General features: G+C 70.9%; 17 protein-coding genes and 1 pseudogene. 13 read left to right on the top strand and 5 right to left on the bottom strand.

Features of this window, described 5'->3' with window-relative positions:
- Positions 1–18: 18 nt before the first annotated feature.
- Both ACFYYH_RS10450 and pruA read left to right on the top strand, forming a co-directional pair.
- Positions 19–945 carry a proline dehydrogenase family protein gene (locus ACFYYH_RS10450; RefSeq protein ID WP_388548489.1) on the top strand — a complete coding sequence of 309 codons (927 nt, stop codon included), beginning with the start codon at positions 19–21 and terminating at the stop codon, positions 943–945.
- Positions 946–990: 45 nt separating this feature from the next.
- Complete coding sequence (gene pruA / locus ACFYYH_RS10445) at positions 991–2622, top strand: L-glutamate gamma-semialdehyde dehydrogenase (RefSeq protein ID WP_388548487.1); 1632 nt, start codon at positions 991–993, stop codon at positions 2620–2622.
- A 190-nt stretch (positions 2623–2812) separates the two neighbouring features.
- Here the strand turns inward: pruA and ACFYYH_RS10440 are convergent, their stop codons facing one another.
- Positions 2813–3655, bottom strand: a complete 843-nt coding sequence (locus tag ACFYYH_RS10440) for a DUF1206 domain-containing protein (RefSeq protein WP_388548484.1) — start codon at positions 3653–3655, stop codon at positions 2813–2815.
- 380 nt (positions 3656–4035) lie between these two features.
- Here ACFYYH_RS10440 and ACFYYH_RS10435 point away from each other — a divergent pair, with 380 nt between their 5' ends.
- Positions 4036–4164: a hypothetical protein gene (locus ACFYYH_RS10435; RefSeq protein WP_093602575.1), complete on the top strand. Its 129-nt coding sequence runs from the start codon at positions 4036–4038 to the stop codon at positions 4162–4164.
- Positions 4165–4338: 174 nt separating this feature from the next.
- Here ACFYYH_RS10435 and ACFYYH_RS10430 read toward each other — a convergent pair whose 3' ends face one another.
- Entirely contained in the window at positions 4339–5934 is a 1596-nt protein-coding gene (locus ACFYYH_RS10430) for a fibronectin type III domain-containing protein (protein ID WP_388548481.1), read from the bottom strand.
- A gap of 169 nt (positions 5935–6103) precedes the next feature.
- On the opposite strand from ACFYYH_RS10430, the gene ACFYYH_RS10425 reads away from it, so the two are divergent.
- The 3 genes from ACFYYH_RS10425 to cimA all read left to right on the top strand — a co-directional run bounded on the left by ACFYYH_RS10425 (position 6104) and on the right by cimA (position 10456).
- The gene (locus tag ACFYYH_RS10425) at positions 6104–7150 is read left to right on the top strand and encodes a 3-isopropylmalate dehydrogenase (RefSeq protein ID WP_388548478.1); all 1047 of its coding nucleotides are present in this window, start codon (positions 6104–6106) and stop codon (positions 7148–7150) included.
- A gap of 225 nt (positions 7151–7375) precedes the next feature.
- Positions 7376–8464: a branched-chain amino acid aminotransferase gene (locus ACFYYH_RS10420; RefSeq protein WP_388548476.1), complete on the top strand. Its 1089-nt coding sequence runs from the start codon at positions 7376–7378 to the stop codon at positions 8462–8464.
- Between the two features lie 384 nt (positions 8465–8848).
- Positions 8849–10456, top strand: a complete 1608-nt coding sequence (gene cimA, locus ACFYYH_RS10415; protein ID WP_388548474.1) for a citramalate synthase — start codon at positions 8849–8851, stop codon at positions 10454–10456.
- 66 nt (positions 10457–10522) lie between these two features.
- On the opposite strand, the gene ACFYYH_RS10410 is transcribed toward cimA, so the two are convergent.
- Positions 10523–12403 carry a lectin gene (locus ACFYYH_RS10410; protein ID WP_388548473.1) on the bottom strand — a complete coding sequence of 627 codons (1881 nt, stop codon included), beginning with the start codon at positions 12401–12403 and terminating at the stop codon, positions 10523–10525.
- Positions 12404–12697: 294 nt separating this feature from the next.
- Between ACFYYH_RS10410 and ACFYYH_RS10405 the strand changes: the two genes are divergently transcribed.
- The 5 genes and pseudogenes from ACFYYH_RS10405 to ACFYYH_RS10385 all read left to right on the top strand — a co-directional run bounded on the left by ACFYYH_RS10405 (position 12698) and on the right by ACFYYH_RS10385 (position 20805).
- Positions 12698–13675, top strand: coding sequence for a LacI family DNA-binding transcriptional regulator (locus ACFYYH_RS10405; protein ID WP_388548471.1), 978 nt, complete (start codon positions 12698–12700; stop codon positions 13673–13675).
- Between the two features lie 172 nt (positions 13676–13847).
- A pseudogene (locus ACFYYH_RS10400) lies at positions 13848–14078 on the top strand (family 1 glycosylhydrolase); the annotation flags it as partial.
- A gap of 209 nt (positions 14079–14287) precedes the next feature.
- Positions 14288–16168, top strand: a complete 1881-nt coding sequence (locus ACFYYH_RS10395; RefSeq protein ID WP_388548468.1) for a discoidin domain-containing protein — start codon at positions 14288–14290, stop codon at positions 16166–16168.
- 70 nt (positions 16169–16238) lie between these two features.
- Positions 16239–19322, top strand: a complete 3084-nt coding sequence (locus tag ACFYYH_RS10390; protein ID WP_388548467.1) for a glycoside hydrolase family 3 N-terminal domain-containing protein — start codon at positions 16239–16241, stop codon at positions 19320–19322.
- 133 nt (positions 19323–19455) lie between these two features.
- Positions 19456–20805, top strand: a complete 1350-nt coding sequence (locus ACFYYH_RS10385) for a hypothetical protein (RefSeq protein ID WP_388548464.1) — start codon at positions 19456–19458, stop codon at positions 20803–20805.
- A 101-nt stretch (positions 20806–20906) separates the two neighbouring features.
- On the opposite strand, the gene ACFYYH_RS10380 is transcribed toward ACFYYH_RS10385, so the two are convergent.
- Positions 20907–21533 carry a YceI family protein gene (locus ACFYYH_RS10380; protein WP_388548461.1) on the bottom strand — a complete coding sequence of 209 codons (627 nt, stop codon included), beginning with the start codon at positions 21531–21533 and terminating at the stop codon, positions 20907–20909.
- 261 nt (positions 21534–21794) lie between these two features.
- Between ACFYYH_RS10380 and ACFYYH_RS10375 the strand changes: the two genes are divergently transcribed.
- Positions 21795–22304 carry a hypothetical protein gene (locus ACFYYH_RS10375; RefSeq protein ID WP_388548459.1) on the top strand — a complete coding sequence of 170 codons (510 nt, stop codon included), beginning with the start codon at positions 21795–21797 and terminating at the stop codon, positions 22302–22304.
- 193 nt (positions 22305–22497) lie between these two features.
- Here the strand turns inward: ACFYYH_RS10375 and ACFYYH_RS10370 are convergent, their stop codons facing one another.
- The gene (locus ACFYYH_RS10370; protein ID WP_388548888.1) at positions 22498–23688 is read right to left on the bottom strand and encodes a glycoside hydrolase family 64 protein; all 1191 of its coding nucleotides are present in this window, start codon (positions 23686–23688) and stop codon (positions 22498–22500) included.
- A gap of 403 nt (positions 23689–24091) precedes the next feature.
- On the opposite strand from ACFYYH_RS10370, the gene ACFYYH_RS10365 reads away from it, so the two are divergent.
- Complete coding sequence (locus ACFYYH_RS10365; RefSeq protein WP_388548885.1) at positions 24092–26464, top strand: polysaccharide lyase 8 family protein; 2373 nt, start codon at positions 24092–24094, stop codon at positions 26462–26464.
- Positions 26465–26530 lie beyond the last annotated feature (66 nt).

Raw genomic sequence — 26530 nt, 5'->3', positions numbered from 1 at the left:
TCACCATGGAGGTGCCCTGTGCTGGGTCCCGTGATCCTCGCCGCCGCGCGCAGCGACAGAATGCGCCGTGTCGTGTCGGCCGCCCCGGTCACCAAGCCCGTGGTGAACCGCTTCATCGCCGGTGAGTCGATCGAGGAGACGGCCCCGGTCGTCGAGGCCATGGCCGGCCGCGGGCTGGAGGTCACGCTCGATGTGCTCGGCGAGGACATCACCGATCCGGTCGAGGCCCTGTTCGCCCGTGACGCGTATCTCCGGCTGATCGAGGCGCTCGCCCCGCTGGAGCTGGGCGCCCGCGCCGAGATGTCGGTCAAGCTCTCCTCCTTCGGCCAGGCACTCCCCGGCGGGCACGACCTCGCCCTGAAGAACGTCACCGCCGTGGTCGAGGCCGCCGCCGCGATCGGCACCACGGTCACCCTCGACATGGAGGACCACACCACCGTCGACTCGACGCTCGCCATCCACGGCGAGCTGCGTGAGCGCTTCCCGGAGACCGGCGCCGTCGTGCAGTCGTATCTCTTCCGCACCGAGGACGACTGCCGGGCCCTCGCTGCGGCCGGCTCGCGCGTACGGCTGGTCAAGGGCGCCTACAAGGAGCCGGCCTCCGTCGCGTACCAGGACAAGGCCGAGGTCGACCGGGCCTATGTCCGGGGTCTGCGGATCCTGATGGAGGGCTCGGGCTACCCGATGGTCGGCTCCCACGATCCGCGCCTCATCGCGATCGCCCAGGACTGCGCGCACCGCGCGGGCCGCAAGCCCGACGAGTACGAGTTCCAGATGCTGTACGGCATCCGCGAGGCCGAGCAGAACCGGCTCGCGGCCGAGGGACACCGGATGCGGGTCTACATCGCGTACGGCACCGACTGGTACGGCTACTTCATGCGCCGGCTCGCCGAGCGCCCCGCCAACCTCGCGTTCTTCCTGCGTTCGCTGGTCAGCCGCGGCTGAACCCCCGACCGCAACTGATCTACTGATGAAGGAGATTCGGCAACCATGGACGCTGTGACCCAGGTCCCCGCGCCGGTCAACGAGCCGGTGCACGGCTACGCGCCGGGCTCCCCCGAGCGGGCCCGTCTGGAGGTCAGGCTCAAGGAGCTGGCCGAGAACCCCGCCGACCTGCCGATGACCATCGGCGGCGTCAAGCGGATGGGCGGCGGCGAGCGCGTCGATGTCGTACAGCCGCACCGTCACCGGGCCGTGCTCGGCACCTTCGCCGGTGCCACGGAGCAGGACGCCCGGGACGCGGTCGACGCCGCCCTCGCCGCGGCCCCCGGCTGGCGCGCGATGGCCTTCGACGACCGCGCCGCGATCATCCTGCGCGCCGCCGAACTGCTCGCCGGCCCCTGGCGCGAGACGATCGCCGCCGCCACCATGCTCGGCCAGTCGAAGACCGCCCAGCAGGCCGAGATCGACGCGCCCTGTGAGCTGATCGACTTCTGGCGCTTCAATGTGTCGTACGCCCGTGAGCTGCTCGCCGAGCAGCCGGTGGCCAACTCGCCGGGTGTCTGGAACCGTCTCGACCACCGCCCGCTCGAAGGCTTCGTCTACGCGATCACGCCGTTCAACTTCACCGCGATCGCGGGCAATCTGCCCACCGCGCCCGCGCTGATGGGCAATGTCGTGGTCTGGAAGCCCTCCCCGACCCAGACGCTGGCCGCCGTGCTGCTGATGGAGCTGCTGGAGGAGGCGGGACTGCCGAAGGGCGTCATCAACCTGGTGACGGGCGACGGCATCGCCGTCTCCGAGGTGGCCCTGAACCACCCCGAGCTGGCGGGTATCCACTTCACCGGCTCGACCAAGACCTTCCAGCATCTGTGGAAGACGGTCGGCAACAACATCGAGAAGTACCGCTCCTACCCGCGCATCGTCGGCGAGACCGGCGGCAAGGACTTTGTCGTCGCCCACCCGAGCGCCGACCGCGCCGTCCTCAAGACCGCGCTGACCAGGGGCTCCTTCGAGTACCAGGGCCAGAAGTGCTCGGCCTCCTCCCGCGCCTACGTACCGGCGTCGATCTGGCACGACGGCTTCGCGGAGGAGTTCGCGGCCGAGGTCGACGGGATCGCCATGGGCGATGTCACCGATCTGGACAACTTCATCGGCGCCGTCATCGACGCGCGCGCCTTCGCCAAGAACAAGGCCGCGATCGACCGCGCGGCCGCCGACCCGACCTGCACGATCGTCGCGGGCGGTACGTACGACGACTCGGTCGGCTACTTCGTCCGGCCCACCGTCATCGTCTGCACCGACCCGGAGAACGAGGTCTTCACGACCGAGTACTTCGGCCCGATCCTCGCGGTGCACGTCTACGACGACGCCGACTACGACGCGGTGCTCGCCCAGCTGGAGTCCGTCTCGGCGTACGCGCTGACCGGTTCGGTCATCGCCGGCGACCGTGCCGCCGCGGCCGACGCCATGGCGAAGCTGCGGTACGCGGCCGGCAACTTCTACATCAACGACAAGTCGACCGGTGCCGTCGTCGGCCAGCAGCCTTTCGGCGGCGGCCGTGCCTCCGGCACCAACGACAAGGCGGGCGCGCCGCAGAACCTGATGCGCTGGACGCTGACGCGCTCCATCAAGGAGACGCTGGTCCCGCCGACGGACTACCGCTACCCGCACATGGGCTGACGGCTCCGCCCCCACAGACCCGCCCCCGTACCGGCGTCCCCCTCGCCGGTACGGGGGCGGCTCCACGACCGGTTCCACGGCCGGCCGTCAGTGCTCCCGTGGCCCGCTCTCACCCCGTGCGCTCACCCCGTGCGCTCACCCCGTGCGCTCACCCCGTGCGCTCACCCCGTGCGTCTGGCCCCGTGCGAGCTCACAGCTTGCGCCGGCGCGCCATCGCGAACGAGAAGAGCCCGAACAGCGCCAGACCGAGCGCGACCGCCGCCAGCAGCCAGGTACCCGCCGGGTTCCCGGCGAAGGAGCGCAGCGTGTCGTCCAGGCCCTTGGCCTCGTCCGGCCTGTACGCGATCGCCGCCCGTACGACGAACACGCCCACCGCGGCGAAGAGCACACCCCGTGCCACCCCGCCGGCCACCCCGGTCACATCGACGAACTGCTTCTCCCGCCGGGACATCCGGCTCAGCTTGAGATGCTTGTGGTACTTCCGCAGGGCCGCGCGGCTCCCGATCCACACGCCCGCGACCGCGATCCCGGCCCCGGCGATCCCCACGATCCACTGGCCGCCCGGCAACTCCAGGGCCCTGGCCGTGACGTCCTGGGACTGCCGGTCACTGGAACCGCTGCCGCTGCCGGCGTCCCCGGCGGCGAAAGCCAGCACCGAGAAGGCCACGAATCCGTAGAAGACGGCCCGCGCCGCCGACATCAGCCGTTTGTGCGCCTTGTGCCCGTCCGGACCCGCCGCGCCGAAGAGCGCCTCGGAGAGCCGCCACAGCGCCATGCCCGCCAGCCCGAACCCCAGGGCCCACAGCACGACGGAGCCCATCGGCTGCTTCGACACCTCCGCCAGGGCGCCGCCGCGGTCCGCCTGTTTGTTCTCACCCCCGCCGAACGCGATCTGGAGCGCGAGCACGCCGATGAGCAGATACAGGACCCCGCGCGCGGCGAAGCCCCAGCGGGCCGCCACGTCCATGGCCGAACTGTTCGCCGCCTGCCGCGCCTTGCCTCGCCCGCCGAGTGACATCGTCCGTGCGTTCATGGTTGACCTCCGCTGCTCGGGTGCCCCCGCGCCCCTGCCGGAAACGGCGGCGGTCGGGGGCGGCCGGGGTACGGGGGCGCACGGCCGGGGGCTCGGTACGGAACCGTCCGTTCGGGTCGCACGCCGGATGGGAACGCCGCAGGTCGGAGTGGGTGCCGTCTCAGATAGTAGGAAGTCCGAGTAAATATAGAGACAGGGCGGCGTCCCTCGCTTAGCGTGGAAGAGCCGAACGTCTCGCTCCATCCAGCGAATGGCGGTCGTGGGCCGGCGCCCCCAGCAGGCAACCCCTGTGGCGCACGCCCCCCGCCCCTTCCGGCACCTCGTAGATGCGTCACGCGCCCCCCGCCGCGTGACTGGGCTATCTCAAGGAGTCGATCATCATGGCAGAGACGACCGTCCGCCGCGTCCGTCACACTCCCCGCACGAGCGAGTCCGACCGCAAGAACGCCGCCGCCGCGCTCCAGCGTGCCCTCGACCGCAGGGACAACGGCGGTTCGACCGGGCACTGACACCACCCGGCACTGACACCACCCGGCACTGACACCGCGGCGCACTGACACCACCCGGCACTGACACCGCGGCGCACTGACACCACCCGGCACTGACACCACCGGCACGCCCGCCGCTCCCCTCCAGGGGTCGCGCCGTTCCCCTGCGGGAGCAGGCCGTTCCCTTCCGGGCGGTCAGCGGGTGACGGTGAAGTGGTCCACCCGCTCGCCGCTCTCGGCGAGCGCGGTGACCCTCAGCTCCGGGCGGCTCCCCGTCGTCACCTCGACGGCGAGGAAGGAGAAGCCGGTGTAGCGCACCCGTGACCACTCCACGGTCTCGGGCGCCTTCGCGCCGTCCGCCTCCCAGTGGTAGGTGGGCACGCTCTCCACCTCGTCGGCCCCGCCCTCGTGGCCCTCGTAGCTGTCCGGCACCGGAAAGCCGTACAGCGCCTTGCCCGCCCCGCCCGCCGTCACGTACACGATCCCGTCCCGCGTGGAGCTGACGGACGCGCCGATGTCCACCCGGCGCCCGACCGCGCCGCCGCGCAGGGCGTCGGTGCGCTCGTACACATGGTTGTGGCCGTTGACGACCAGATCGACGCGGTGTTTGTCGAAGAGCGGCACCCATGCCTCGCGGACACCGCCGTCGGAGGCGTGCGCGCTGGTCGTCGAGAACGCGCAGTGGTGGAAGAAGACCACGACGAAGTCGAGGTCCGGGTCCGCGCGCAGCTCCCCGAGCCGCCGGTCCAGCCAGCGTGTCTGGGCGCCGTCCGTATGTCCGGTGTTGGCCCGGATCTCGTGGGAGACGTCATTGGCGTCCAGCGCCACCACGCCCACGTTGCCGTAGGTGAACGTGTAGACGCCGGGCGAGCCCACCGGGTCGAGGCCGTTGTCCGGCAGGGTCCAGCGCGCGTTCTGGCCGCCGTAGCCGTCGGGGGAGTACCACGCCTCCATGTCGTGATTGCCGGTGGTCACCATCCAGGGCACCCGCGAGGCCACGGTCTCGGTCTGCGCGAGGAACTGGTCCCAGACCCGTGCGTCGTACACGTCGGACGGCGACCCCCGGCCGCCGCTGTCCGCGTAGCAGAGATCCCCCGCGTGCAGATGGAAGGCCGGGTTCTGGCCCAGGATCACCTGGTCGTTGGCGAGCGCGTCGTACGAGACGCCCTGGTCGCCGAAGGCGGTGAACACGAAGGGCTCGGCGGCGGCGGGCGCGGTACGGAACGTGCCGAGGGTGGAGAAGCGGCGGGGGTCCGCCGGGTCGAACCCCTCGTGACCCACGCCGTAGTAGTACGTGGTCCCGGGGCGCAGCCGCTCCAGTGCCACATGCAGGTAGTACTGGTCCACCGCGGGCAGCGCGGACGACAGTGACGGTGTGTGCAGCGGCCGTACCTCCGCCTCGATCCGCCGGCTCAGCTCCCAGGGCTTCAGCCCCACCCGCAGGAAGGGCTCGCGGACCGGGAACGGCACCTGCCAGGAGACCGTCATCCGTGTCCTCGGGTCGGAGCCGAAGGCGAGATGCCGCCCGAAGGGCGCGACCAGCGACCCGTCCACCCGGGCGGTGACCGGGGAGGGCACCAGGGCCGGACCGGTGACCGGTCCGCCCGAGGAGGCCCCGGCGGGCGCCGTGCTGGAACCCAGTAGCCCGGCGCCCGCGACCGTGCCCGCGACCAGCGTGCCGCCCCTGAGCAGCCCGCGCCGGCCGATCCGGCCGCGCAGGAACTCATGCTGTTCCGGCATGGTCATACGGGAGGCGAGCGGGCCGGGAATCCCGACACGAGGGGTGTCCATGGTCAGACCGTGACACCGGTGGGTGGCGTCCGGATGGATCCTGGGCGTCGAACGGGTGACGGACGCGGCCGGCGGCCGGTGACGCGGCCCGCGCTCGGCGGCGAGACGCGCTCTGTCCACGGAATGGACGCACCGTGTCATGGGATGGGACGCCGGGTAGGGTGCCGACATGTCTCGCAGCATCAATCTCGCAGTGATCCCCGGTGACGGCATCGGCCAGGAGGTCGTGGCCCAGGGCCTGAAGGTCCTGAGTTCCGTCCTTCCTCAGGACGTGAAGCTGGAGACCAAGGAGTACGACCTCGGCGCGGGCCGCTGGCACCGCACCGGGGAGACCCTCCCGGACGCGGAGCTGGAGGCCCTCAAGGGCCATGACGCGATCCTGCTGGGCGCGATCGGCGACCCGTCCGTGCCCTCCGGTGTGCTGGAGCGTGGGCTGCTGCTCAAGCTGCGGTTCGCCTTCGACCACTATGTGAATCTGCGTCCGTCGAAGCTCTTCCCCCACACGGCCACGCCGCTGGCGGGCCGGCCGGACATCGACTTCGTCGTCGTCCGCGAGGGCACGGAGGGCCCGTACACGGGCAACGGAGGTTCGCTGCGCACCGGTACGCCCGCCGAGGTGGCCACGGAAGTGAGCCTCAATACGGCGTACGGGGTGGAGCGGGTCGTCCGGGACGCGTACCGGCGGGCCGCCGCCCGTCCGCGCAAGAAGCTGACGCTGGTCCACAAGAACAACGTCCTCGTCTACGCGGGCCACCTCTGGAAGAACATCTTCGACCGCGTCGGCCGGGAGTACCCCGAGGTCACCACCGACTATCTGCATGTCGACGCCGCGACGATCTTCTTCGTCACCCAGCCCCAGCGCTTCGACGTGATCGTCACCGACAACCTCTTCGGTGACATCCTCACCGACCTGGCCGCCGCCGTGACCGGCGGTATCGGCCTGGCCGCGTCCGCGAACATCAATCCGGACCGTACGTTCCCGTCCATGTTCGAGCCGGTCCACGGGTCGGCGCCGGACATCGCGGGCCAGGGCAAGGCCGACCCCACGGCCACGGTCCTCTCCGTCGCGCTGCTGCTGCGTCATCTCGGCTTCGACGCCGAGGCCGTCCGGATCGAGGAGGCCGTCGCGGCCGACCTCGCCGCACGGGACGCGACGGCTCCCGCGCGCACGACCGACGAGATCGGTGACGCGCTCGCCGTACGCGTGGCGAGCTGACCCGTCGACTCCTTACAGCCGCCGGGTCCTGGAACCCGGCGGCTGTGCTGTGCGGCCACCGGGTACCACCCCCTCAGCCATTGGGCCGCATTCACCCGTTTCCTCCGCTGTGCGTTCACGCGATAATCAGCGTGGGCCGCGGCATGCGGGAATGCTCGGACGTCCTAGTAGCAGGAGCGGCGTGAGCGCGGTCCGTCATACACAACCGGTGAAGGACGAGTATTCATGACCACGCCCACGATCGAGCTCAAGCCCTCCGCGCATCCCCTGTCCGACGCCGAGCGGGAGGCGATCCTGGCCCGCCCCGGGTTCGGCCGCCACTTCACCGATCACATGGTGACCGTCAAGTGGACGGAGGGGCGGGGCTGGCACGACGCGAAGCTCGTTCCGTACGCGCCGCTCTCGATCGACCCGGCCACCATGACGCTGCACTACGCGCAGGAGATCTTCGAGGGCCTCAAGGCCTACCGCCGTCCCGACGGCTCGGTCGCCACCTTCCGGCCCGAGGCCAACGCGACCCGCTTCCAGCTCTCCGCCCGGCGGCTCGCCATGCCCGAGCTGCCGGTGGAGACGTTCATCGCCGCGTGCGACGCGCTGGTCCAGCAGGACAAGGCATGGGTGCCCGCGCACGGCGGCGAGGAGTCCCTGTATCTGCGTCCGTTCATGATCGCGACCGAGGTCGGTCTCGGGGTGCGGCCGGCGAACGAGTATCTGTTCCTCGTCATCGCCTCCCCGGCCGGCGCGTACTTCCCCGGCGGGGTGAAGCCCGTCTCGGTCTGGCTCTCGGAGAACTACGTCCGCGCGGTCCCCGGCGGCATCGGCTTCGCCAAGACCGGCGGCAACTACGCGGCGTCCCTGCTCGCCCAGGCCGAGGCGGCGGAGAAGGGGTGCGAACAGGTGGTCTATCTGGACGCGCTGGAGCACCGCTGGGTCGAGGAACTGGGCGGGATGAATCTGTACTTCGTGTACGGCGACCGTATCGTCACCCCCGAGCTGACCGGCTCGCTGCTGGCGGGCATCACCCGTGACTCGCTGCTCGCCGTGGCGCGCGACCTCGGCTACACCGCCGAGGAGGGCCGGATCTCCAAGGAGGACTGGCGCCGCGACACCGAGAACGGCACCCTCACCGAGGTCTTCGCCTGCGGCACCGCCGCGGTGATCACCCCGGTCGGCCAGGTGAAGTCGGCGGCCGGCGAGTGGATCCAGTCGGGCGGCGAGCCGGGCAAGGTCACCATGGAGCTGCGCACGGCGCTGCTGGACATCCAGCGGGGCGTGGCGCCCGACCCGCACGGCTGGATGCACGAGCTGGGCTGACCCGCCGGGCGGCCGGCTGGCCCCGCCGCCGGTCCACCCCGATTCGGGGGCGGACCGGCGGCGTCCGTGTCGCCGCGGCCGTGAACTGCGGCGGAGCACGGCCGCGACCGTATGGTGAGACGGTTCCGCCCCGTCATGGACGACGTGCGAAAATCGGCTCGTGCTCTCGTTCGCCATGATTATCGGCAGCAAGCGCGCCGGTCCGCAGTGACCGCCTCGTACCACCACGTACGGCGCGGCCATCGTGCCCCAGACCCGCGCGCAGACCTCTCGCACCCGCGAGGGGTTTTTTCGTTTTCCGGCCCCACCCCGGCGGACAGCGGACGGCGCGCGAAGATGGGGGCAAGTGGAGCCAGACCATCCACTCGACAGGAGCAACCCACCATGACCCCAGAGTCCACGGAGAGCGACGACAGTTTCCATGTCTTCGACACCACGCTGCGCGACGGCGCACAGCGCGAAGGCATCAATCTGACCGTCGCCGACAAGCTGGCCATCGCCCGTTACCTGGACGAGTTCGGCGTGGGCTTCATCGAGGGCGGCTGGCCCGGTGCCAACCCGCGTGACACCGAGTTCTTCGCCCGCGCCCGGCAGGAGATCCAGTTCCGCCACGCGCAGCTCGTCGCCTTCGGCTCCACCCGCAGGCCCGGCGCCACAGCGGCGGCGGACCCGCAGGTCAGAGCGCTGGTCGAGTCGGGTGCCCCGGTGGTCACCCTGGTCGCCAAATCGCATGACCGCCATGTGGAACTGGCGCTGCGCACCACCCTCGACGAGAACGTCGAGATGATCCGCGACACCGTGTCCCATCTGCGTGACCAGGGCCGCCGCGTCTTCGTCGACTGCGAGCACTTCTTCGACGGCTACCGCGCCAACCCCGAGTACGCCAAGGCCGTCGTACGGGCCGCCTCCGAGGCCGGCGCCGATGTGGTCATCCTCTGTGACACCAACGGCGGCATGCTGCCCGCGCAGATCCAGGCCGTCGTCTCCACCGTGCTGGCCGACACCGGCGCCCGGCTCGGCATCCACGCCCAGGACGACACGGGCTGCGCCGTCGCCAACACCCTCGCCGCCGTCGACGCGGGCGCCACCCATGTCCAGTGCACGGCCAACGGCTACGGCGAGCGCGTCGGCAACGCCAATCTCTTCCCGGTCGTCGCCGCCCTGGAGCTGAAGTACGACCGGCGCGTCCTGCCCGCGGGCGCGCTCGCCGAGATGACCCGGATCTCGCACGCCATCGCCGAGGTCGTCAATCTCGCGCCCTCCACGCACCAGCCGTACGTCGGTGTCTCCGCCTTCGCCCACAAGGCGGGACTGCACGCCTCCGCGATCAAGGTCGACCCCGATCTGTACCAGCACATCGCCCCCGAGCTGGTCGGCAACAGCATGCGGATGCTCGTCTCCGACATGGCCGGGCGTGCCTCCATCGAGCTGAAGGGCAAGGAACTCGGCATCGATCTGAGCGGCGACCGCGATCTGGTCGGCCGGGTCGTCGGCCGGGTCAAGGAGCGTGAGCTGAAGGGCTACACGTACGAGGCCGCCGACGCCTCCTTCGAACTCCTGCTGCGCGAGGAGGCGGAGGGCAGGCCCCGCAGCTACTTCCGTACGGAGTCCTGGCGCGCGATCGTCGAGGACCGGCCCGACGGCACGCACGCCAACGAGGCCACGGTGAAGCTGTGGGCCAAGGGCGAGCGCATCGTCGCCACCGCGGAGGGGAACGGCCCGGTCAACGCGCTGGACCGGGCGATGCGGGTCGGTCTGGAGCAGATCTACCCGCAGCTCGCCAAGCTGGAGCTGGTGGACTACAAGGTCCGGATCCTGGAGGGCCGGCACGGCACCGAGTCCACCACCCGGGTCCTGGTCACCACCTCGGACGGCACCGGCGACTGGGCCACGGTGGGCGTCGCCGAGAATGTGATCGCCGCCTCCTGGCAGGCCCTGGAGGACGCGTACACCTACGGACTGCTGAGGGCCGGGGTCGAACCGGCGGAGTAGTCACTCCTCCGGTCCGACCCCGGCCCCCGGGGTCCCCGGCCGTGGACGGCACGGCCGGGCACGGCCTCAGCCCTGGAGCCGCCACTTCTGGTTGGCGGCTCCGGTGCAGGTCCAGATCTGCGTCGAGGTCCCGTTCGCCGACGAGTTGCCCGTCACATCGAGGCACTTGTCGGCCGTGACGTTCACGAGATCGGCCGAGCCCTCGTATCTCCAGCGCTGCGCTCCCGACCCGTTGCAGTCGTAGAGCTGGACCTTCGCGCCGTTCGCCGTCGAGGCCGCGGCGACATCCAGGCACTTGCCCAGCACCTGTACGGAGCCGTCCGCCTTCAGGGTCCAGCGCTGGGCCGTCGAGCCGTTGCAGTCGTAGAGCTGTACGGCCGTGCCGTTGGCGCTGCTGCCACCGGCCACGTCCAGGCACTTGCCGCCGAGCCCGACCAGCGTGCCGGTCCTGTCCGCGCCGCCGGACGGGGTGCCCGCCCAGGTGAAGGTGGCCGAGGTCTTGCCGGGCAGCGAGTAACTGAAGTTCTGCCCGCCCCAGTTGACCCGCACCTGCTGGGCCCCGGAGCCGTCGTTGTACGCGATCAGGGCCTTGGAACCGTCCGGATTGCGCCACGCCACATTGGAGACCGTGGTGCTGGCGGTGGAGGCGATGCGCTCCGCGCCCGGCTTCACGAACTTGGTGAGGTGCCCCATCGTGTAGTACTCGATGGTGTAGTCGACCTGGCCGTGCCGGGAGTCACCGTTGTGGACGGTGATCAGACCGTCGCAGGTACCGCAGCCGCCGTTGTGCGGACCGCGGTTCTGGTCCACCGCCAGGGACCACTTGGTCACCGACTTCGCCCAGTGACGGGTGTAGTCGATGATGTTCGCCATGTCCTCGCGCTGCTGGTTGGCGATCCAGGTGCCGCCGGAGTGCTCGGTCTGGAAGGCGTTCAACTGCGGGTACTGGTTGTGGACATCCGTCTGCTTCTGGATGTTGCCGCCGTACCCGTGCCAGGCGACCCCGCCGAAGTTGGGGTGGTTGCGGACGGCCGCGTCGTTCACGGTCTCGGCCGCGTACGCGTCATAGGTGTCCCAGTTCCAGTCGTGCGCCAGGACCTTGGTGGGGAGGCCGGCGCCCTGGAGCTTCGGCAGCAGCTCGGTCTTGGTGAAGTAGGCCAGACCCGAGCCGTTCCAGCTCATCGACGGGTAACCGCCGCAGCACGTGGGCTCGTTCTGCGCCGAGACATAGTCGACCGGTATGCCCTGGTCGCGGTAGGCCTGGAGGTATTTGACGAAGTAGTTGGCGTAGGTGCCGTAGTTCTCCGCCTTCAGCCAGCCGCCGTTGAGCTGCCCGCTGTCCTTCATCCAGGCCGGCGCCGTCCACGGCGAGGCCATGGTCGACAGGGCCGGATTGAGCTGCTTGGCCTGCTTGGTCAGCGGCAGCACGTCCGCGAGGTCGTGCGCGATCGAGAACCGGGAGAGCGTGGGGTCGGTCTGACCGGCCGGCAGATCGTTGTACGTGTAGCCGAACCGGGCGAGGTCGGAGCCGCCCATCGGGTTGCGGATGAAGGAGAGGCCGATGCCCTCGGTGGGCGAGAACAGCTTCCTCATCGTGTCGTCACGGGTCGCCTGGGAGAGCGCTCCGCTGCCCTTCATCAGCCAGGCCGCGGTGTCCGTGAAGGAGGCGCCGCCGCCGGTGAAGGTCTGATAGCGGGTGCCCTCGTCGACGGTGATGTTCGTCCCGCTGCCGCCGCTGCCCGCCTGGAAGGTGACGGGAGTCTGCTGCTGGAGACCACGGGTGACATGGCGTCCGAGCGCGTCGTCGGTGGTCGTCAGCCAGATGTTGACCTGTTCGCCGGCGGCCTGGGCCGTACCCGCGGAGAGGCCGGTGAGCCCGGCGGTGGCGAGGGCACCGGCGAGCAGAACTCTCGCCAGCCGTCGCCCGGTACCAGTCGATCTCGACATAGAACTGCTGCCCTTCTCGGCAGAGGTGTGGGGGGTGGTGCGGTGGTGCGCTGTCGCTCCCTGCGGCGTGAGTGAACTGCCGTTGCGAACTCCCGTCAAGAGCCCGCGCATTCGAGAACTGAACGCATAACGCCCTTGACCTGCTACCGGCCTGGTACGTAACAAAGGTGCGGACCAATCTCGACGTGAAGTATTGACGACTGTGTTGCGTGCCGGTTAACTCACCGCCCAACGCCGGTACCGGTTCCGGAAGCGGTTGCGGTACCGGTTCCACACCTCGAAGCGGAGGCCCCGATGCGTGTCACGATCGCCGACGTCGCCCGTCAGGCAGGCGTCAGCAAGACGACCGTGTCCCGGGTGATCAATACCAAGGGTGAGGTCGACCGGGGTACGGCGGCCCGCGTTCGAGCCGTGATCGCCCAGCTCGGCTATGTGCCCAGTTCGGGCGCGGTCGGACTGGCCCGCGGCAGCAGCCGTACGCTCGGCATGCTGGTGCCCTCACTGACCTGGCCCTGGATGGGCGAGGTGCTCCAGGGGGTCGTCGACACGGTCGAGGCCGCGGGCTACGGCCTGCTCCTGTTCACCTGCAACCGGGGCGCCGAGTCGGTGGAGCACTTCACCGCCCAGGTCTCGGCCCGCGCGTTCGACGGACTGCTCGTGGTCGAACCCGAGAACACCCTCGACACCATCATCGGCCTGCACCACAAGGGACTGCCCGTGGTCCTGATCGACGACCGCGGCAGCCATCCCGAGGACTTCCCCTCCGTCGTGACCACCAATCGCGAGGGAGGCGCGTCGGCGGCCCGCCATCTGCTGGCCGACGGCCGCCGCAGGCCCCTGGTCATCACCGGGCCCGCCCACTTCGGCTGTGTACGCGACCGGCTCAGCGGCTTCCGTGAGGTGCTGCCGACCGATCTGGTCGTGGTGGGGGACTTCACCGAGCTGTCGGGACGGCTCGCGGTGGAGAAACTCCTCACCGGCGGGGTCGGCTTCGACGCCGTCTTCGCGCACAACGACATCAGCGCGGCCGGCGCGATGCGGGCCCTGCGGGCCGCGGGGCGGAGCGTTCCCGACGACATCGCGGTGGTCGGGTTCGACAACATCCCGATGGCCCGGCACACCGAGCCGCCGCTGACCACCGTTCACCAGCCCGCGCGCCAGATGGGCGAGACGGCGGCGACGATGCTGCTCGGACATCTCGGCGGGTCGTCCGCGCCGGACGAACCGGTCGTCCTGCCCACCGAACTGATCGTACGGAAGTCGGCCCCGTAGGGGGCCCGTACCCCCTCGCGAGCCCAGCGAGCCCAGCAAGCCCAGCGAGCCCAGGCAAGCCCCCGGCACCTCGCACGCCCAGCACACCGGAAGACCGAGCACGTCGGACCTGCCCGTTCCCCCAGGAGTCCCCCATGTCCGCACCCCGCAAGCTCCGGGCACCGGCCGCCGTATGAACGCCACCACCCCCCAGGCCCTCGCCCCACCGGCCGCGGCGGTCCCCGGCCCGTCGGCCGGCTTCCGCCGGGGCGTCGCCACCTCCGCCTACCAGATCGAGGGCGCGGCTGCCGAGGACGGCAGGACCCCCTCGATCTGGGACACCTTCTGCCGGGTCCCCGGCGCCGTCGTGCGGGGGGAACACGGCGACGTGGCGTGCGACCACGACCACCGGATGCCCGAGGAGGAGGGCTCCCCGGTGGACGCCGACGGGCTGCCCGTCACCCGCGGCGTTCCCCGCGATCTCCCCCGTACCGCCGTGGACGGGGAGATCAAACCCTCAAGGACGGCGCCGGGTGGTACCGCGACACCATCCGTCCCACCCGGGAGGCGTCGCTCCAGCACCCCGTACGGACATCGCTCCACCCACCCGCACTCCCCCCACAGGAGGTACCGATGCCCTCACGTATGACCCTGATGGCCACCACGGCGGCGCTTGTGGCGCTGTCGGCCCCCCTCGCGTTCAGCGCGCCCGCACCCCAGCCCGACCGGGCCGCCGCCGTCGCCGCGGCCTGGAACACCGACCGGGCGGCCGAGGCCTACGCCCTCAACCCCGCCTCCGTCACCGCCTCCGGCAGTGAGAACCCCGGCACCCCGGCCTCGGGAGCCGTCGACGGAAACGCCGCCACCCGCTGGGCGAGCGACTTCGCGGACAACGCCTGGATCCGCGTCGATCTGGGCAGCGTCATCCGCGTCCAGCAGGTCAAGCTCGAATGGGAGGCGGCCTACGGCAGGCAGTACGTCCTGGAAGCCTCCAAGGACGGCACGAACTGGACCAGCTTCTACACCGAGACGGAGGGCACCGGCGGCACCGTCACCGCCCACACCTATCCCCAGGAGGTCACCGCGCGGTATGTCCGGATGCGTGGTGTCCAGCGGGCGACCGCCTGGGGCTACTCCCTCTTCTCCTTCCAGGTGTACGGCGGCGCGCCCGCGCCCGCCTCGACCACCCGCACCAATCTCGCCCTCAACCACCCGGCGTACGGCAACCTCTACCAGCACGCGGGCAATTCCCCCGCCTTCGTGACCGACGGTGGCTGGCCCGCGGACCTCAAGGCCGACCAGAGCCGCTGGTCCAGCGACTGGAACGCGGACCGCTGGGTCGGGGTCGACCTGGGCGCCTCGTCCCGGATCGAGGCGGTCGACCTGTACTGGGAGGCGGCCTACGCCGTCGACTACGAACTCCAGGTCTCCGACGACAACCGCACCTGGCGCACGGTGTACCGGCCGTCCGCCGCCGAGATCGCGGCCCGCCGCGCCGACGTCAAGTCCCCGGGCGAGGCCACGGGCCGGCGCGACACCGTCACCCTCTCCACCCCGGCGACCGCGCGCTACATCCGGATGCTGGGCAAGGAGCGCCGCTCCTTCTACAACCCGGCGCCCTCGACCGCCCAGTTCGGTTACTCGCTGTACGAGTTCCAGGTCTGGGGCACGGGCGGCAGCGCGGCGGCGGCCTATCCGGCGCTGCCCAAGAACTCGGGAGCCGCGTACCGCACGACCTTCTTCGACGACTTCACCGGCTCAGGACTGGACCGGAACAAGTGGCGTGTCGTCCGTACGGGTACGGAGATGAACTCGGTCAACGGGGAGTCCCAGGCCTATGTGGACTCGCCGAACAACATCCGTACCGAGAACGGCAACCTGGTCCTGGAGTCCAAGTACTGCAAGGGCTGCACGACCGTGCCCGGCGGCGGGACGTACGACTTCACCTCCGGCCGTATCGACACCAACACCAAGTTCGACTTCACCTACGGCAAGGTCAGCGGCCGTATGAGGCTGCCGGTCGGCGACGGCTTCTGGCCGGCCTTCTGGCTGCTGGGCAGCGATGTCGACAACCCGTCCGTCTCGTGGCCGGGCTCGGGCGAGACGGACATCATGGAGAACATCGGATACGGGGACTGGACCAGCACCGCGCTGCACGGGCCCGGTTACTCGGCCGACGGCAACATCGGCAAGACACAGACCTTCCCGAACGGCGGGCGTGCCGACGAGTGGCACACCTACGCGGTGGAGTGGCAGCCCGAGGGCATGCGCTTCACCGTCGACGACCGGGTGGTCCAGGAGACATCGCGCCAGAAGCTGGAGTCCACCCGGGGCAAGTGGGTCTTCGACCACAACCAGTACGTCATCCTCAACCTCGCGCTGGGCGGGGCCTATCCGGCGGGCTGGAACAAGGTCACCCAGCCGTACTGGGGCCTGCCGCAGTCGAGTGTCGACCGGATCGCCCAGGGCGGCATCAAGGCCGAGGTCGACTGGGTCCGGGTCGAGCAGAAGTAGCGCGAGCGGATGTATCACGGTCCCCGGCGGCACCAGAGCCGCCGGGGACATCAGCCACACAAGGAGCACGATGCAAGGCACACGTGTCAGACAGCGCCCCGGCGTCAGGACGGCCGCGGTGCTCGCCGCCGCCGTCCTGGCGGGGCTGCTGCCCCTCGCGGGGGCCGGTCCGTCCGCCGCGGCGGACGAACCGGCCCCGGTGGCCGTCGACCGGTTCGAGGGGGAGGTCCCGTTCGCGGGGCCGCCCGCGGGAGGCATCTTCACCTGGGGCGGTGACTCCGACGACCCGCCGACGCTGAGCCTGGCCGACCGCGCCGACGCCCCCGAGGGCGCCAAGGTCCTCGAAGGCAGCTACGACATCAGCGGGTACGGCGGATTCAGCCATGACTTCGCCTTCGACCAGCCGTCCCACGACTGGTCCGCGCACCGGGGCGTCCGCTTCTGGTGGTACGGCCAGAACACCGCGCCGCTGCCGCCCGGTTCGGGCAAGAGGATCAACTTCGAGATCAAGGACGGCGGCGCCAACGGCGAGGCCTCCGAGCTGTGGACGACGTCCTTCACCGACGACTGGGAGGGCTGGCACCAGGTCGAGATACCCTTCGCCGACTTCCAGTACCGGACCGACTATCAGCCGGTCGGCGGAATCGACCAGGTGCTCGGTCTGACACAGATGTGGGGCTACGCCGTCACCCTGCCGACGGGCGCGCCGGGCCGGTTCGCCCTGGACGGGGTCGAGCTGTACGGCAAGGCCGACCCGAGCCTGACGGCGAGCGTCATCACCGACGCGGCCGTCTACCCCGTCACCGAGGGCGCCAGGGCCAAGGTGCGGATCTCCGTCGCGACGACCGGCTCCGGTCCGGTCGAGGAGCCCGTGACGGTCGACTACACCACCGAGGGCGGCACCGCGCAGGCGGGCAAGGACTACACGGCCGTCTCCGGCTCGGTCACCTTCCCGGCCGGCACCGCCTCGGGCACCTCGCGGACCGTCGAGGTCGCCACCCTCAAGGACCGGACCGCCGAGAGCGCGGAGACCGTTCCGCTGCGGCTGACCGTCACCGGGGCCAAGGCCCCGGCGGAGAACCCGCAGATCGTGGTCGACGCGCACGGCCTGCCGTATCTCGACGCCCGGCTGCCCGTGAAGAAGCGGGCCGCCGATCTGGTCTCCCGGATGTCCCTGGCCGAGAAGGCCGGCCAGATGACCCAGGCCGAGCGCAACGCGCTCACGGCCCAGGGCGACATCGCCGCCTACGACCTCGGCTCGCTGCTCTCCGGCGGCGGCTCCGTGCCCACTCCCAACACCCCCGAGGCCTGGGCGAGGATGGTCGACGCCTTCCAGCTCAGGGCGCAGGCCACCCGCTACCAGATCCCGCTGATCTACGGCGTGGACGCGGTGCACGGCCACAACAATGTCATCGGCGCGACGATCATGCCGCACAACATCGGCCTCGGGGCGACCCGTGACCCGGCGCTGGCGGAGAAGACGGGCGCCGTGACGGCCAGCGAGGTGCGGGCCACGGGCATCCCGTGGGACTTCGCCCCCTGTGTCTGTGTCGGCAGGGACGAGCGCTGGGGCCGTACGTACGAGACCTTCGGCGAGGACCCCGCGCTGGTCACCGCCATGGACACGGTCGTCAACGGAATGCAGGGCCGCTCCTCCGGCGCGGATCTGGACCGCAACGACAAGGTGCTGGCCACGGCCAAGCACTTCGTCGGTGACGGCGGCACCGAGTACGGCTCGTCCACGACCGGCTCGTACACCATCGACCAGGGCGTCACCAAGGTCACCCGCGAGGAACTGGAGACCGTCCATCTCGCGCCGTTCGAGGACGCCGTGAAGCGGGGCGTGGGCACGGTCATGCCCTCGTACTCCTCGCTGGACATCACCGACGACAACGCGCCCGCGGTGAAGATGCACGCCGACGGCGCCATGATCAACGGTGTGCTCAAGGACCGGATGGGCTTCCAGGGCTTCGTCATCAGCGACTGGCAGGCGATCGACCAGATCCCCGGCGACTACGCGAGTGACATCCGTACGTCCGTCAACGCCGGGCTCGACATGATCATGGTCCCGACGGCGTACAAGGACTTCACCCGGATCCTCCAGGCCGAGGTGACGGCCGGCCGGATCAGCCAGGCCCGGATCGACGACGCCGTCTCCCGCATCCTGGAGCAGAAGTTCCGGCTCGGCCTGTTCGAGAAGCCGTACGCCGACACCGCCAACCAGTCGAAGATCGGCTCCCCCGCCCACCGGGCGGTGGCCCGTGACGCGGTGGCCAAGTCGCAGGTGCTCCTCAAGAACGACGGAGCGGTCCTGCCCCTGAAGCCGTCGCAGAAGGTGTACGTGGCGGGCTCCAACGCCGACGACCTGGGCAACCAGATGGGCGGCTGGACCATCACCTGGCAGGGCGGCTCCGGGCCGACCACCAACGGCACCACCATTCTGGAGGCGATGAGGAAGGCGGCCCCGGACGCCGGTCTCACCTACTCCAAGACGGCCACCGCGCCCACCGAGGGCCATGACGTCGGTGTGGTCGTCGTCGGCGAGAAGCCGTACGCCGAGGGCCAGGGCGATGTCGGCAACGGCCATGACCTGCTCCTGTCCGACGAGGACAGAAAGGCCGTGGACACCGTCTGCGCCGCCATGAAGTGCGCCGTCCTGATCGTCTCGGGCCGCCCGCAGCTCATCGGTGACCAGCTCGGTGACATCGACGCCCTGGTGGCGTCCTGGCTGCCGGGCAGCGAGGGCGACGGGGTGGCCGACGTCCTCTACGGCAGGAAGCCCTTCACCGGCCAGTCCCCGGTGACCTGGCCGAAGTCGGCCGAGTCGCTGCCGATCAATGTCGGTGACGCGTCCTACGACCCGCAGTTCCCGTACGGCTGGGGCCTGACGACCCTCAAGGCGCCGCCCGCCGGGGGACAGCTGACGCTCGCCGCCCTCGGGGTCGCGGCCCATGTGCTGGAGAAGGCCGGGCTCGGCAGGTCCGCGCAGGGCAGGGAGCTGGTCGGCCAGGCCAGGCTGCTCGTCCAGCAGAAGATCGGCGGCCATCTCACCCCCGCGTCGGCGAAGCCCTTCGCGGAGGCGGACCATCTGCTGCTCACCGGTGATCTGACCGGTGCCGTGGCCAGGCTGACGGCGGCCTACCGAGCCGCCTGATCAGCGAGGGACCCCAGGGGTGAGGCACCCGGGCCGGCGGGCCCGGGTGCCTCACCCGCTCTTTCCCTGTCGCTCCGCTTTCACTTTTGCTCGCCCCTGTCCCAACTTGACGCATTTCGGGTAGCGTCAATATATGAGGACGAGGCTGTACTCCACGCTCTCCGGACTGTTGCTCGCCGGCTCGGCCGCCGCGCTGGGGGTGGCGCCCGCCGCGGAGGCCGCCACCGGCCCCGGGACCGTGGCCGAGGCACTCAAGGACGGGCCCGTCTATGTGGATCCCGGGGCCGCCGCCCAGCTCTCCACGACCGAGGCCGAGGCCCTGGCGAAGAAGATCAAGGACGCGGACAAGCCGCTCTTCGTCGCCGTCCTGCCCGACACCGCCCAGTTCCCCGCCGACAGCGTGCTGAACACGGTGCGCACCGAGACCGGGGTCACGGGGCTGTACGCCATCCGTCTCGGCGACGGCTTCGACGCGGGCGCCGACTCCGCCGTCCTCTCCCCGCAGGCGGTCCGCAATCTGACCGGCGCGGTCAAGGCGGGCGGCCCCGTCGACGCCGCGACCCAGCTCAACAACTTCGTCGACCAGGCACTTCCGCAGATACGGGGCCAGGCCCCGTCGTCCTGGGACACGACGGGCTCGGGCGCCGCCGCCGGCTCGGCCACCGGGCTGATCGTGCTCGGCTCGGTGCTCGCGGTGGGCGGCGCCGGTGCCTACGCCGTGGTGCGGCGCAACCGCCGCAATCGGTTCGAGCGGGAGCGCGAGGCACTGGAGACGCTGCGGGTCGTCGTCGACGAGGACATCACCGCGTTCGGCGAGGAGCTGGACCGGCTGGACTTCCACCCCGCGGAGGCGGGTGCCGACGACGCGATGCGCACGGAGTACGAGCGCTCCCTCGACGCGTACGAGAAGGCCAAGTCCCTGATGGGCTCGGCCCGGCGGCCCGAGGACGTGCGCGCGGTGACGGAGGCGCTGGAGGACGGCCGGTTCTCGCTGGCGGTACTGGACGCGCGCAGAAGGGGCGCCCCCCTTCCGGAGCGCCGTTCGCCGTGCTTCTTCGACCCGCGCCACGGCCCCTCGACGGCCGACGCGCAGTGGGCCCCGCCCGCCGGCGCGCGGCGGACCGTACCGGTCTGCGCCGCCGACGCGGCGCGGCTGGCCGACGGCGAGGACCCGATGACCCGCACGGTGGCGACGGCGGGCGGTCCGCGTCCCTACTGGGAGGCCGGACCGGTGTACGGCCCCTGGGCCGGCGGCTACTTCGGCGGCGGGCTGCTGCCGGGGCTGCTGGTGGGCACGCTCCTCGGCTCGATGATGGCGACGCCCGCCTATGCCGCCGAGTTCGGCGGCGGCGACTACACCGGCTACTCCGGGGGCGACGTCTCGGGCGGCGACTACAACCCGGACGACTTCGGCGGCGGAGGGTTCGGCGGCGGCGGGGACTTCGGCGGTGGCGGGGGGTTCGACGGCGGGGGCGGTTTCTGAGGGCTGTCGTCGCGCGCCCGCCAGGGGTTACGGGACAGCCCTCGGGCCGTTGCCTCCGGACCGCGCCCCCGTCGCTCCGCCCACCACGGCGTACACCTGGCTCAGACGGCCTCGGCGGCCTTCTTGATCGCGGAGATGTCGAAGTTCAGCTTGACCTTGTCGCTGACCATCACACCGCCGGTCTCCAGCGCCGCGTTCCAGGTCAGGCCCCACTCGGAGCGCAGGATGGTGGCGCTGCCCTCGAAGCCGACCCGCTCGTTGCCGTACACGTCGGTGGCGGAGCCGTGGAACTCCAGGTCGATGGTGAGCGGCCGGGTGACGTCCTTGATCGTCAGGTCACCGGTGACCCGGTAGGTCTCGGCGTCGATCTGCTCGGCCGAGGTGGAGCGGAACGACATCTTCGGGAACGTCTCCGCGTCGAAGAAGTCGGCGCTGCGCAGATGGCCGTCGCGGTCGGGCATACCGGTGTCGACGCTGGCGATCGAGACATCGATCAGGGCCGTGGACGCCGCCGGGTTCGAGCCGTCCAGGTTGAGCGTGCCCTCGTGCTCGGTGAACGAGCCGCGGACATTGGTGACCATCGCGTGGCGCACGGTGAAGCTGATGGTGCTGTGGGCCGGGTCGATGGTGTATGCGCCGGTCAGCGCGGCGAGAGCCGGGTCGGCCACGGCGGTGCCGGTGGCCGTGGGGGCGGGTGCGCTGTCGTTCTTGCGGCCGAAGAGAGCCATGGTTCCTCCTGAGAAGGGCGACGGTGGTTAAACCTTCAATGGACGCCCACGATAGACCCATCTCGTTCAAGCTTCAACAATGTCACCCGATCGAGTTCCCCGCACCCTGGCGGACGCGCGTAGACATCGGGCACGATCTGTCTGCCCGGCCGCACCCGGTGCGTCCGGCGTGATCCGTACCGCCTGTACTGCCGTACCGCCTGTACCACCTGCACCGCTGCCCCATCGACACCAACGGTCTTCAGCAGGAGGCAACCCCCCATGAGAATCCGCTCGGTACTCACCGCGCTCGCCCTGGTCCTGGGCGCGCTCTTCGCCCCCGGTTTCGGCGTCCTCAGCTCGGCCGGCGACGCTTACGCGGCGACCAAGATCACCCACGCCACGGCGACCTCGATGTTCAGCTCACGGGGCATCACCTGGTCCTCGTCCGGTGGCTGCTCCAACCGCAACAACCCGACCTGTACGTCGTTCGACCAGCTCAACCAGGCCACGGCGCAGGGTGCGCAGACCCTGAAGAGCGCCAGTGGCTGCGCCCTGAACATCACGGGCGGTACGGAGACGGGCCACGCCAGCGGCACGTACTCGCACTGGAACGGCTACAAGCTCGACTTCGGCAAGGCCACCTGCGTCACCAACTACGTCAAGAACACGTTCACCTACATCGGGGTGCGCGGTGACGGGGCCCCGCAGTGGCAGTCCGGCGCCGGCAATGTCTACGCCGACGAGGGCAACCACTGGGACGTGACGTTCTACAACTGCGGCGGCTGCTGATCCGCCGCCCGCTCACGCGGGTCCGTGTGTGACGGTGCCCCGTCCCTCCCCGAGCGGGAGGGGCGGGGCACTCGCCGTCCGCGCGCGTCACCGGCGCGTGCGGGATTCCGCGTACGCACGGGCGCGAGTCCGCGTGCGGACGGGGGCGACTGCGCGAGCGGGCGGACGTGCGTGTGGCGTGCGTGCGGGCGGATCAGGAGCCGACCGACACCGTCCAACGGCGCGGATTGCCGTCGTGCGCCACACCCGACACATCCGGCTGTCCGTCCGGCTGCACGTCGTCGTACGGGAAGGCGTACCCGATCGGTGTGTTGGCGTGCACCACCCGCGCGAAGTGGTTGGTGACGGGGTCCTGGTAGTAGTCCGCCGCCGTGGCGCCGTTCGGCTGGTCGGCGTGGCTCAGCACGGTCGACCGGTTGAAGGCGGCGGCCAGCCGCGCGAGCAGCCCCTTCTTCTCGTCCGAGTCGCCCGGATTGTTGGCGAACGGACCGCTGTTGCAGGTGAAGATGTCCATCGAGGTCGGCTTGGCGAAGGTGTGGCCGCCGTCGAAGGTGAGCGTGTCACCGCTGACCCGCCCGGTGAACACGCCCCGGCCGCCCTGGAGGTCGATCCGCAGATCGGTGCTCCGGTACTTCTCCCAGACCTGGTCGGCATAGCCGGTGAAGACATCCGCGAACGGCGTCTGGCCCGCCAGGTTCTGCGGGGAGATGACCCGCAGGACCCGGCCGTCCCCGCCGCGCAGGACCAGCCGGTCCCAGGGGTGTCCGTCGACGGCGGCCTGTGCGGTGAGGCCGTCCGCGATCCGCTCCAGCGCGCCTTCCGGCAGCGGGGCGACCGTATGCGTGGCGTCGCCCTCCAGCGTGATGCCGATGGGCAGGGCCGTCACCAGGTCGACATAGCTGATGTTGGAGAAGAGCTGGTCCTGGTTGAAGGTGAACTCGCAGAACGACCAGGTGCGGCCGTAGTTGGGATCGGCCTCGGTCGCGAAGGCCGGCTCCACCAGGGCGGGGCCCGGGTTGACGAAGAAGTCCAGCGTGTCGTCGCGTACGAAGTAGACGCGGGCGCCGTACATCCGGGGCAGCGTCAGCACGACCGGTGCGCCGCCCGCCGGGGCCAGCGGGATGGCGCAGTCCACGGGCAGCGGGGTCTGCGGGGCCCCGGGGGAGTCGGGCCGGTAGAGGCTGCCGTCGGCGCGCAGCAGGACCCAGCTGTTGGTGGCCTGGTCGTGGCCGGTGACATAGGCGTTGACCGAGCCGGGGAGCGACAGGTTCCGCAGAGCGAGTTCACAGGTCTCCGGAGCGGCGGACGCGTGCGGGCTGAGAGCGCTTCCCCAGAAGGGATAGGTGAGCGCCGTGGCCGTGGCGGCCGTACCGGTAAGAAACATCCTGCGAGAAATCACGGAGTTCTCCTGAAATGTGGGGGGCGACGCGGGAATGCGCGGTATGTGGGGGCCGCGTCCACGTCGCGGACCACTCTCGCGAGACGACCCGGAAGGCGTCAAGGGTTCTGCCTGAGAGCGCTCTCAGAAAACGGATCACCCCTCGCTCCGGTCGCGACGGGTCACCACCCGGTCACCACCCGGTCGCCGTCGGGTCCGGCCGGCGGCCCCGCGGGCGCCCGCTCAGGACCGTGTCCGGGTCATCGACGGCCCGGGAAACGGGTACGGGACCGGAGGACAGCCCGTACGGGACCGGAGGACAGCCCGGTCCGTCCGTACCCGGCCGTCCGTCCCCCGTTCCTCCCCGTGTCCGTGCCCGTGCCCGTCCCCGGAGGCCGCCGTGTCGCCCCTGCCCGACTGGTCCCGCCGTACCGTGCTGCGTGCCCTGCCGGCCGCCGCCGGAGCGAGCGCCCTCGGCCCCGCCCCCGCGCGGCCGGCCGCCGCCGGACGGGCCGCCCCCGCCGACGAGTTCGACGAGCTGCGGCTGCGCTGGAGGGACCTCCAGCTCGGCACGGGGTACGATCCCGCCGCCGAGCCCTGTGCCTCCCGGCTCGCCGGGACCGGCCGGCTGGCCGCCGGCTTCCGGCGTTCGATGGCCCCGGCCGCCACCCATCTCTGGCCGGACCACCCCTTCGACCCGCCCGCCGGAATCACCCAGAGCTACAGCAGGCTCTGGACCATGACCCAGGCGTACGCGCAGCCCGGCACGGGGCTCACCGGTGACGAGACGCTCCTCGCCGGTCTCCTGCGCGGTCTCGGCCATCTCTCCGACACCGTCTACCGCCCCGCGACCACCCCCTACGGCAACTGGTGGGAGTGGCGGATCGGCAGTCCCCGGCTTCTCATGGACATCACCGCCGTCCTGTACGACCACCTTCCCGAGGAGTCACGCGCGGCGGCCTGCGCGGCCGTCGACCACTTCGTCCCCGACGCCCTCCTCGGCGCGTACACGGGCATCAGCACCGGGGCCAACCGTGTCGACCTCTGCCGCTCCGTCGCCCTGCGCGGGGTCCTCGGCCGGGCCCCCGCGAAGATCGTCCTGGCCCGCGACGCGCTCTCCCCCGTCTTCCCGTACGTCACCGAGGGGGACGGGCTCCACGCCGACGGCTCGTTCGTCCAGCACACCTGGGTCGCCTACTCGGGAACGTACGGCCAGGTCCTGCTGGACGGCCTCGGCCGGCTCTTCTCGCTGCTCGCCGGGTCCTCCTGGGCCGTCACCGACCCCGGCCGGCAGATCATCCTCGACAGCGTGGAGCACGCCTTCGCACCGCTGGTCTACAACGGTCTGATGATGGACAGCGTCAACGGGCGTGCCATCAGCCGCGGTTGCCTCAAGAGCGACGACCGGGGCGTCCTGCGCGGCGACCACTTCCACGGCCAGGCGCTCATCGCGGCCGTCGCGCTGCTCGCGGGCGCGGCGTCCGCCGCCGAGCGCGCACGCTGGACGGGCCTCGTCAAAGGCTGGATCGAGCGGAACACCGTCTCCCCGGTGCTCACCGCCCCGCAGTACGACGTCGCCGATCTCGCCCGGCTGCACGCGCTCGCCGCCTCGGACGTGCCCGCGGCCCCCGAGCCGGCCGGCCACCGGCTCTTCCCCTCGATGGACCGGGCCGTGCACCGGGGATCCGGCTGGGCCGCCGCCCTCTCGATGGCCTCGGAGCGGATCGCGCACTACGAGTGCGGCAACGGCGAGAATCCGCGCGGCTGGCACACCGGGGCAGGAATGCTCCTGTGGTGGTGCGCCGACCGGGGCAACGACCAGTACACCGACTGGTTCTGGCCCACGGCCGACCCGTACCGGCTGCCCGGCACGACGGTGTCCACCCGGCGGCTCCCGGACCGGGCCGGCGGCGAATGGGGCGCGCCCAGGCCGGCCGTGTGCTGGGTGGGCGGCGCGACCGACGGGACCTTCGCCGCCGTCGGCCAGCATCTCCAGGGCCTCGGCTCCACGCTCGAAGCCCGCAAGTCCTGGTTCTGTCTCCCCGATGCCGTCGTCTGTCTGGGCGCGGGCATCATCTGTACGGACGGGGTGCCCGTGGAGACGGTCGTCGACAACCGCAACCTGGGGGAGAGCGGTACCCACGCCTTCACCCTCGATGACGGGCCGCGCCCCCGCTGGGCCCATCTGGAGGGCCACGGCGGCTGGCTCTTCCCGGGTGGCGCCCCGAGCGGCCCCGCCGGCGCCCTGCGGACCCTCGCCGAGGAGCGGGAGGGCTCCTGGAACGACATCAACACGACCAGTTCGCCCGAACGGCGTACCCGCCGCTATCGCACCCTCTGGTTCGACCACGGCACCGACCCGACGGGCGCGGCCTATGTCTATGTGCTGATGCCCGGTGCCTCCCGGCGGACCCTGGCGGCCCGCGCCGCCGACCACCGTCGGCTGGAGATCCTCGCCAACACCGACGCCTGTCAGGGGGTCGCGATCCACCCGCTCGGCCGCACCGCCGTCAATTTCTGGCGGCCCGGCACGGCGGGACCGGTCACCGCGACGGCGCCCGCGAGTGTGCTCGCCGTGGTCCACGGCGGGACGGCGACGCTCTGTGTCGCCGAACCCCCGCGCACGGGACGGCCGCTGGAGGTCGTCTGGGACCGGAGGGTACGGCGCGTCCTGGCCCACGACCCCTCGGTCGAGGTGCTCACCGCGGGGCGTACGCTACGGCTGAGGATCACCCCCGGGACCGCCGGTGCCACACACCGCTGCGAGGTGTCGTTCATCTGACATCTAGGGGAATCCCACAAGAGCCAGGGGTACCTTGCTGTCCGGGAACCCCGCATCCGGCCGGGT

It is taken from the genome of Streptomyces sp. NPDC002018 (assembly GCF_042890865.1).
Lineage (GTDB): Bacteria > Actinomycetota > Actinomycetes > Streptomycetales > Streptomycetaceae > Streptomyces.
This window is presented reverse-complemented; position numbering and strand designations above follow the sequence as displayed.

What these genes read in the sequence shown, in the direction of transcription:
- ACFYYH_RS10425 (WP_388548478.1), top strand. Translation starts at nt 6,104, where the DNA reads ATGTCTCGCAGCATCAATCTCGCAGTGATCCCCGGTGACGGCATCGGC.
- ACFYYH_RS10405 (WP_388548471.1), top strand. Translation starts at nt 12,698, where the DNA reads ATGCGTGTCACGATCGCCGACGTCGCCCGTCAGGCAGGCGTCAGCAAG.
- ACFYYH_RS10440 (WP_388548484.1), bottom strand. Translation starts at nt 3,655, where the DNA reads ATGAACGCACGGACGATGTCACTCGGCGGGCGAGGCAAGGCGCGGCAG.
- ACFYYH_RS10395 (WP_388548468.1), top strand. Translation starts at nt 14,288, where the DNA reads ATGCCCTCACGTATGACCCTGATGGCCACCACGGCGGCGCTTGTGGCG.
- ACFYYH_RS10420 (WP_388548476.1), top strand. Translation starts at nt 7,376, where the DNA reads ATGACCACGCCCACGATCGAGCTCAAGCCCTCCGCGCATCCCCTGTCC.
- ACFYYH_RS10375 (WP_388548459.1), top strand. Translation starts at nt 21,795, where the DNA reads ATGAGAATCCGCTCGGTACTCACCGCGCTCGCCCTGGTCCTGGGCGCG.
- ACFYYH_RS10410 (WP_388548473.1), bottom strand. Translation starts at nt 12,403, where the DNA reads ATGTCGAGATCGACTGGTACCGGGCGACGGCTGGCGAGAGTTCTGCTC.
- ACFYYH_RS10390 (WP_388548467.1), top strand. Translation starts at nt 16,239, where the DNA reads ATGCAAGGCACACGTGTCAGACAGCGCCCCGGCGTCAGGACGGCCGCG.
- ACFYYH_RS10385 (WP_388548464.1), top strand. Translation starts at nt 19,456, where the DNA reads ATGAGGACGAGGCTGTACTCCACGCTCTCCGGACTGTTGCTCGCCGGC.
- pruA (WP_388548487.1), top strand. Translation starts at nt 991, where the DNA reads ATGGACGCTGTGACCCAGGTCCCCGCGCCGGTCAACGAGCCGGTGCAC.
- cimA (WP_388548474.1), top strand. Translation starts at nt 8,849, where the DNA reads ATGACCCCAGAGTCCACGGAGAGCGACGACAGTTTCCATGTCTTCGAC.
- ACFYYH_RS10430 (WP_388548481.1), bottom strand. Translation starts at nt 5,934, where the DNA reads ATGGACACCCCTCGTGTCGGGATTCCCGGCCCGCTCGCCTCCCGTATG.
- ACFYYH_RS10370 (WP_388548888.1), bottom strand. Translation starts at nt 23,688, where the DNA reads ATGTTTCTTACCGGTACGGCCGCCACGGCCACGGCGCTCACCTATCCC.
- ACFYYH_RS10380 (WP_388548461.1), bottom strand. Translation starts at nt 21,533, where the DNA reads ATGGCTCTCTTCGGCCGCAAGAACGACAGCGCACCCGCCCCCACGGCC.
- ACFYYH_RS10435 (WP_093602575.1), top strand. Translation starts at nt 4,036, where the DNA reads ATGGCAGAGACGACCGTCCGCCGCGTCCGTCACACTCCCCGCACGAGC.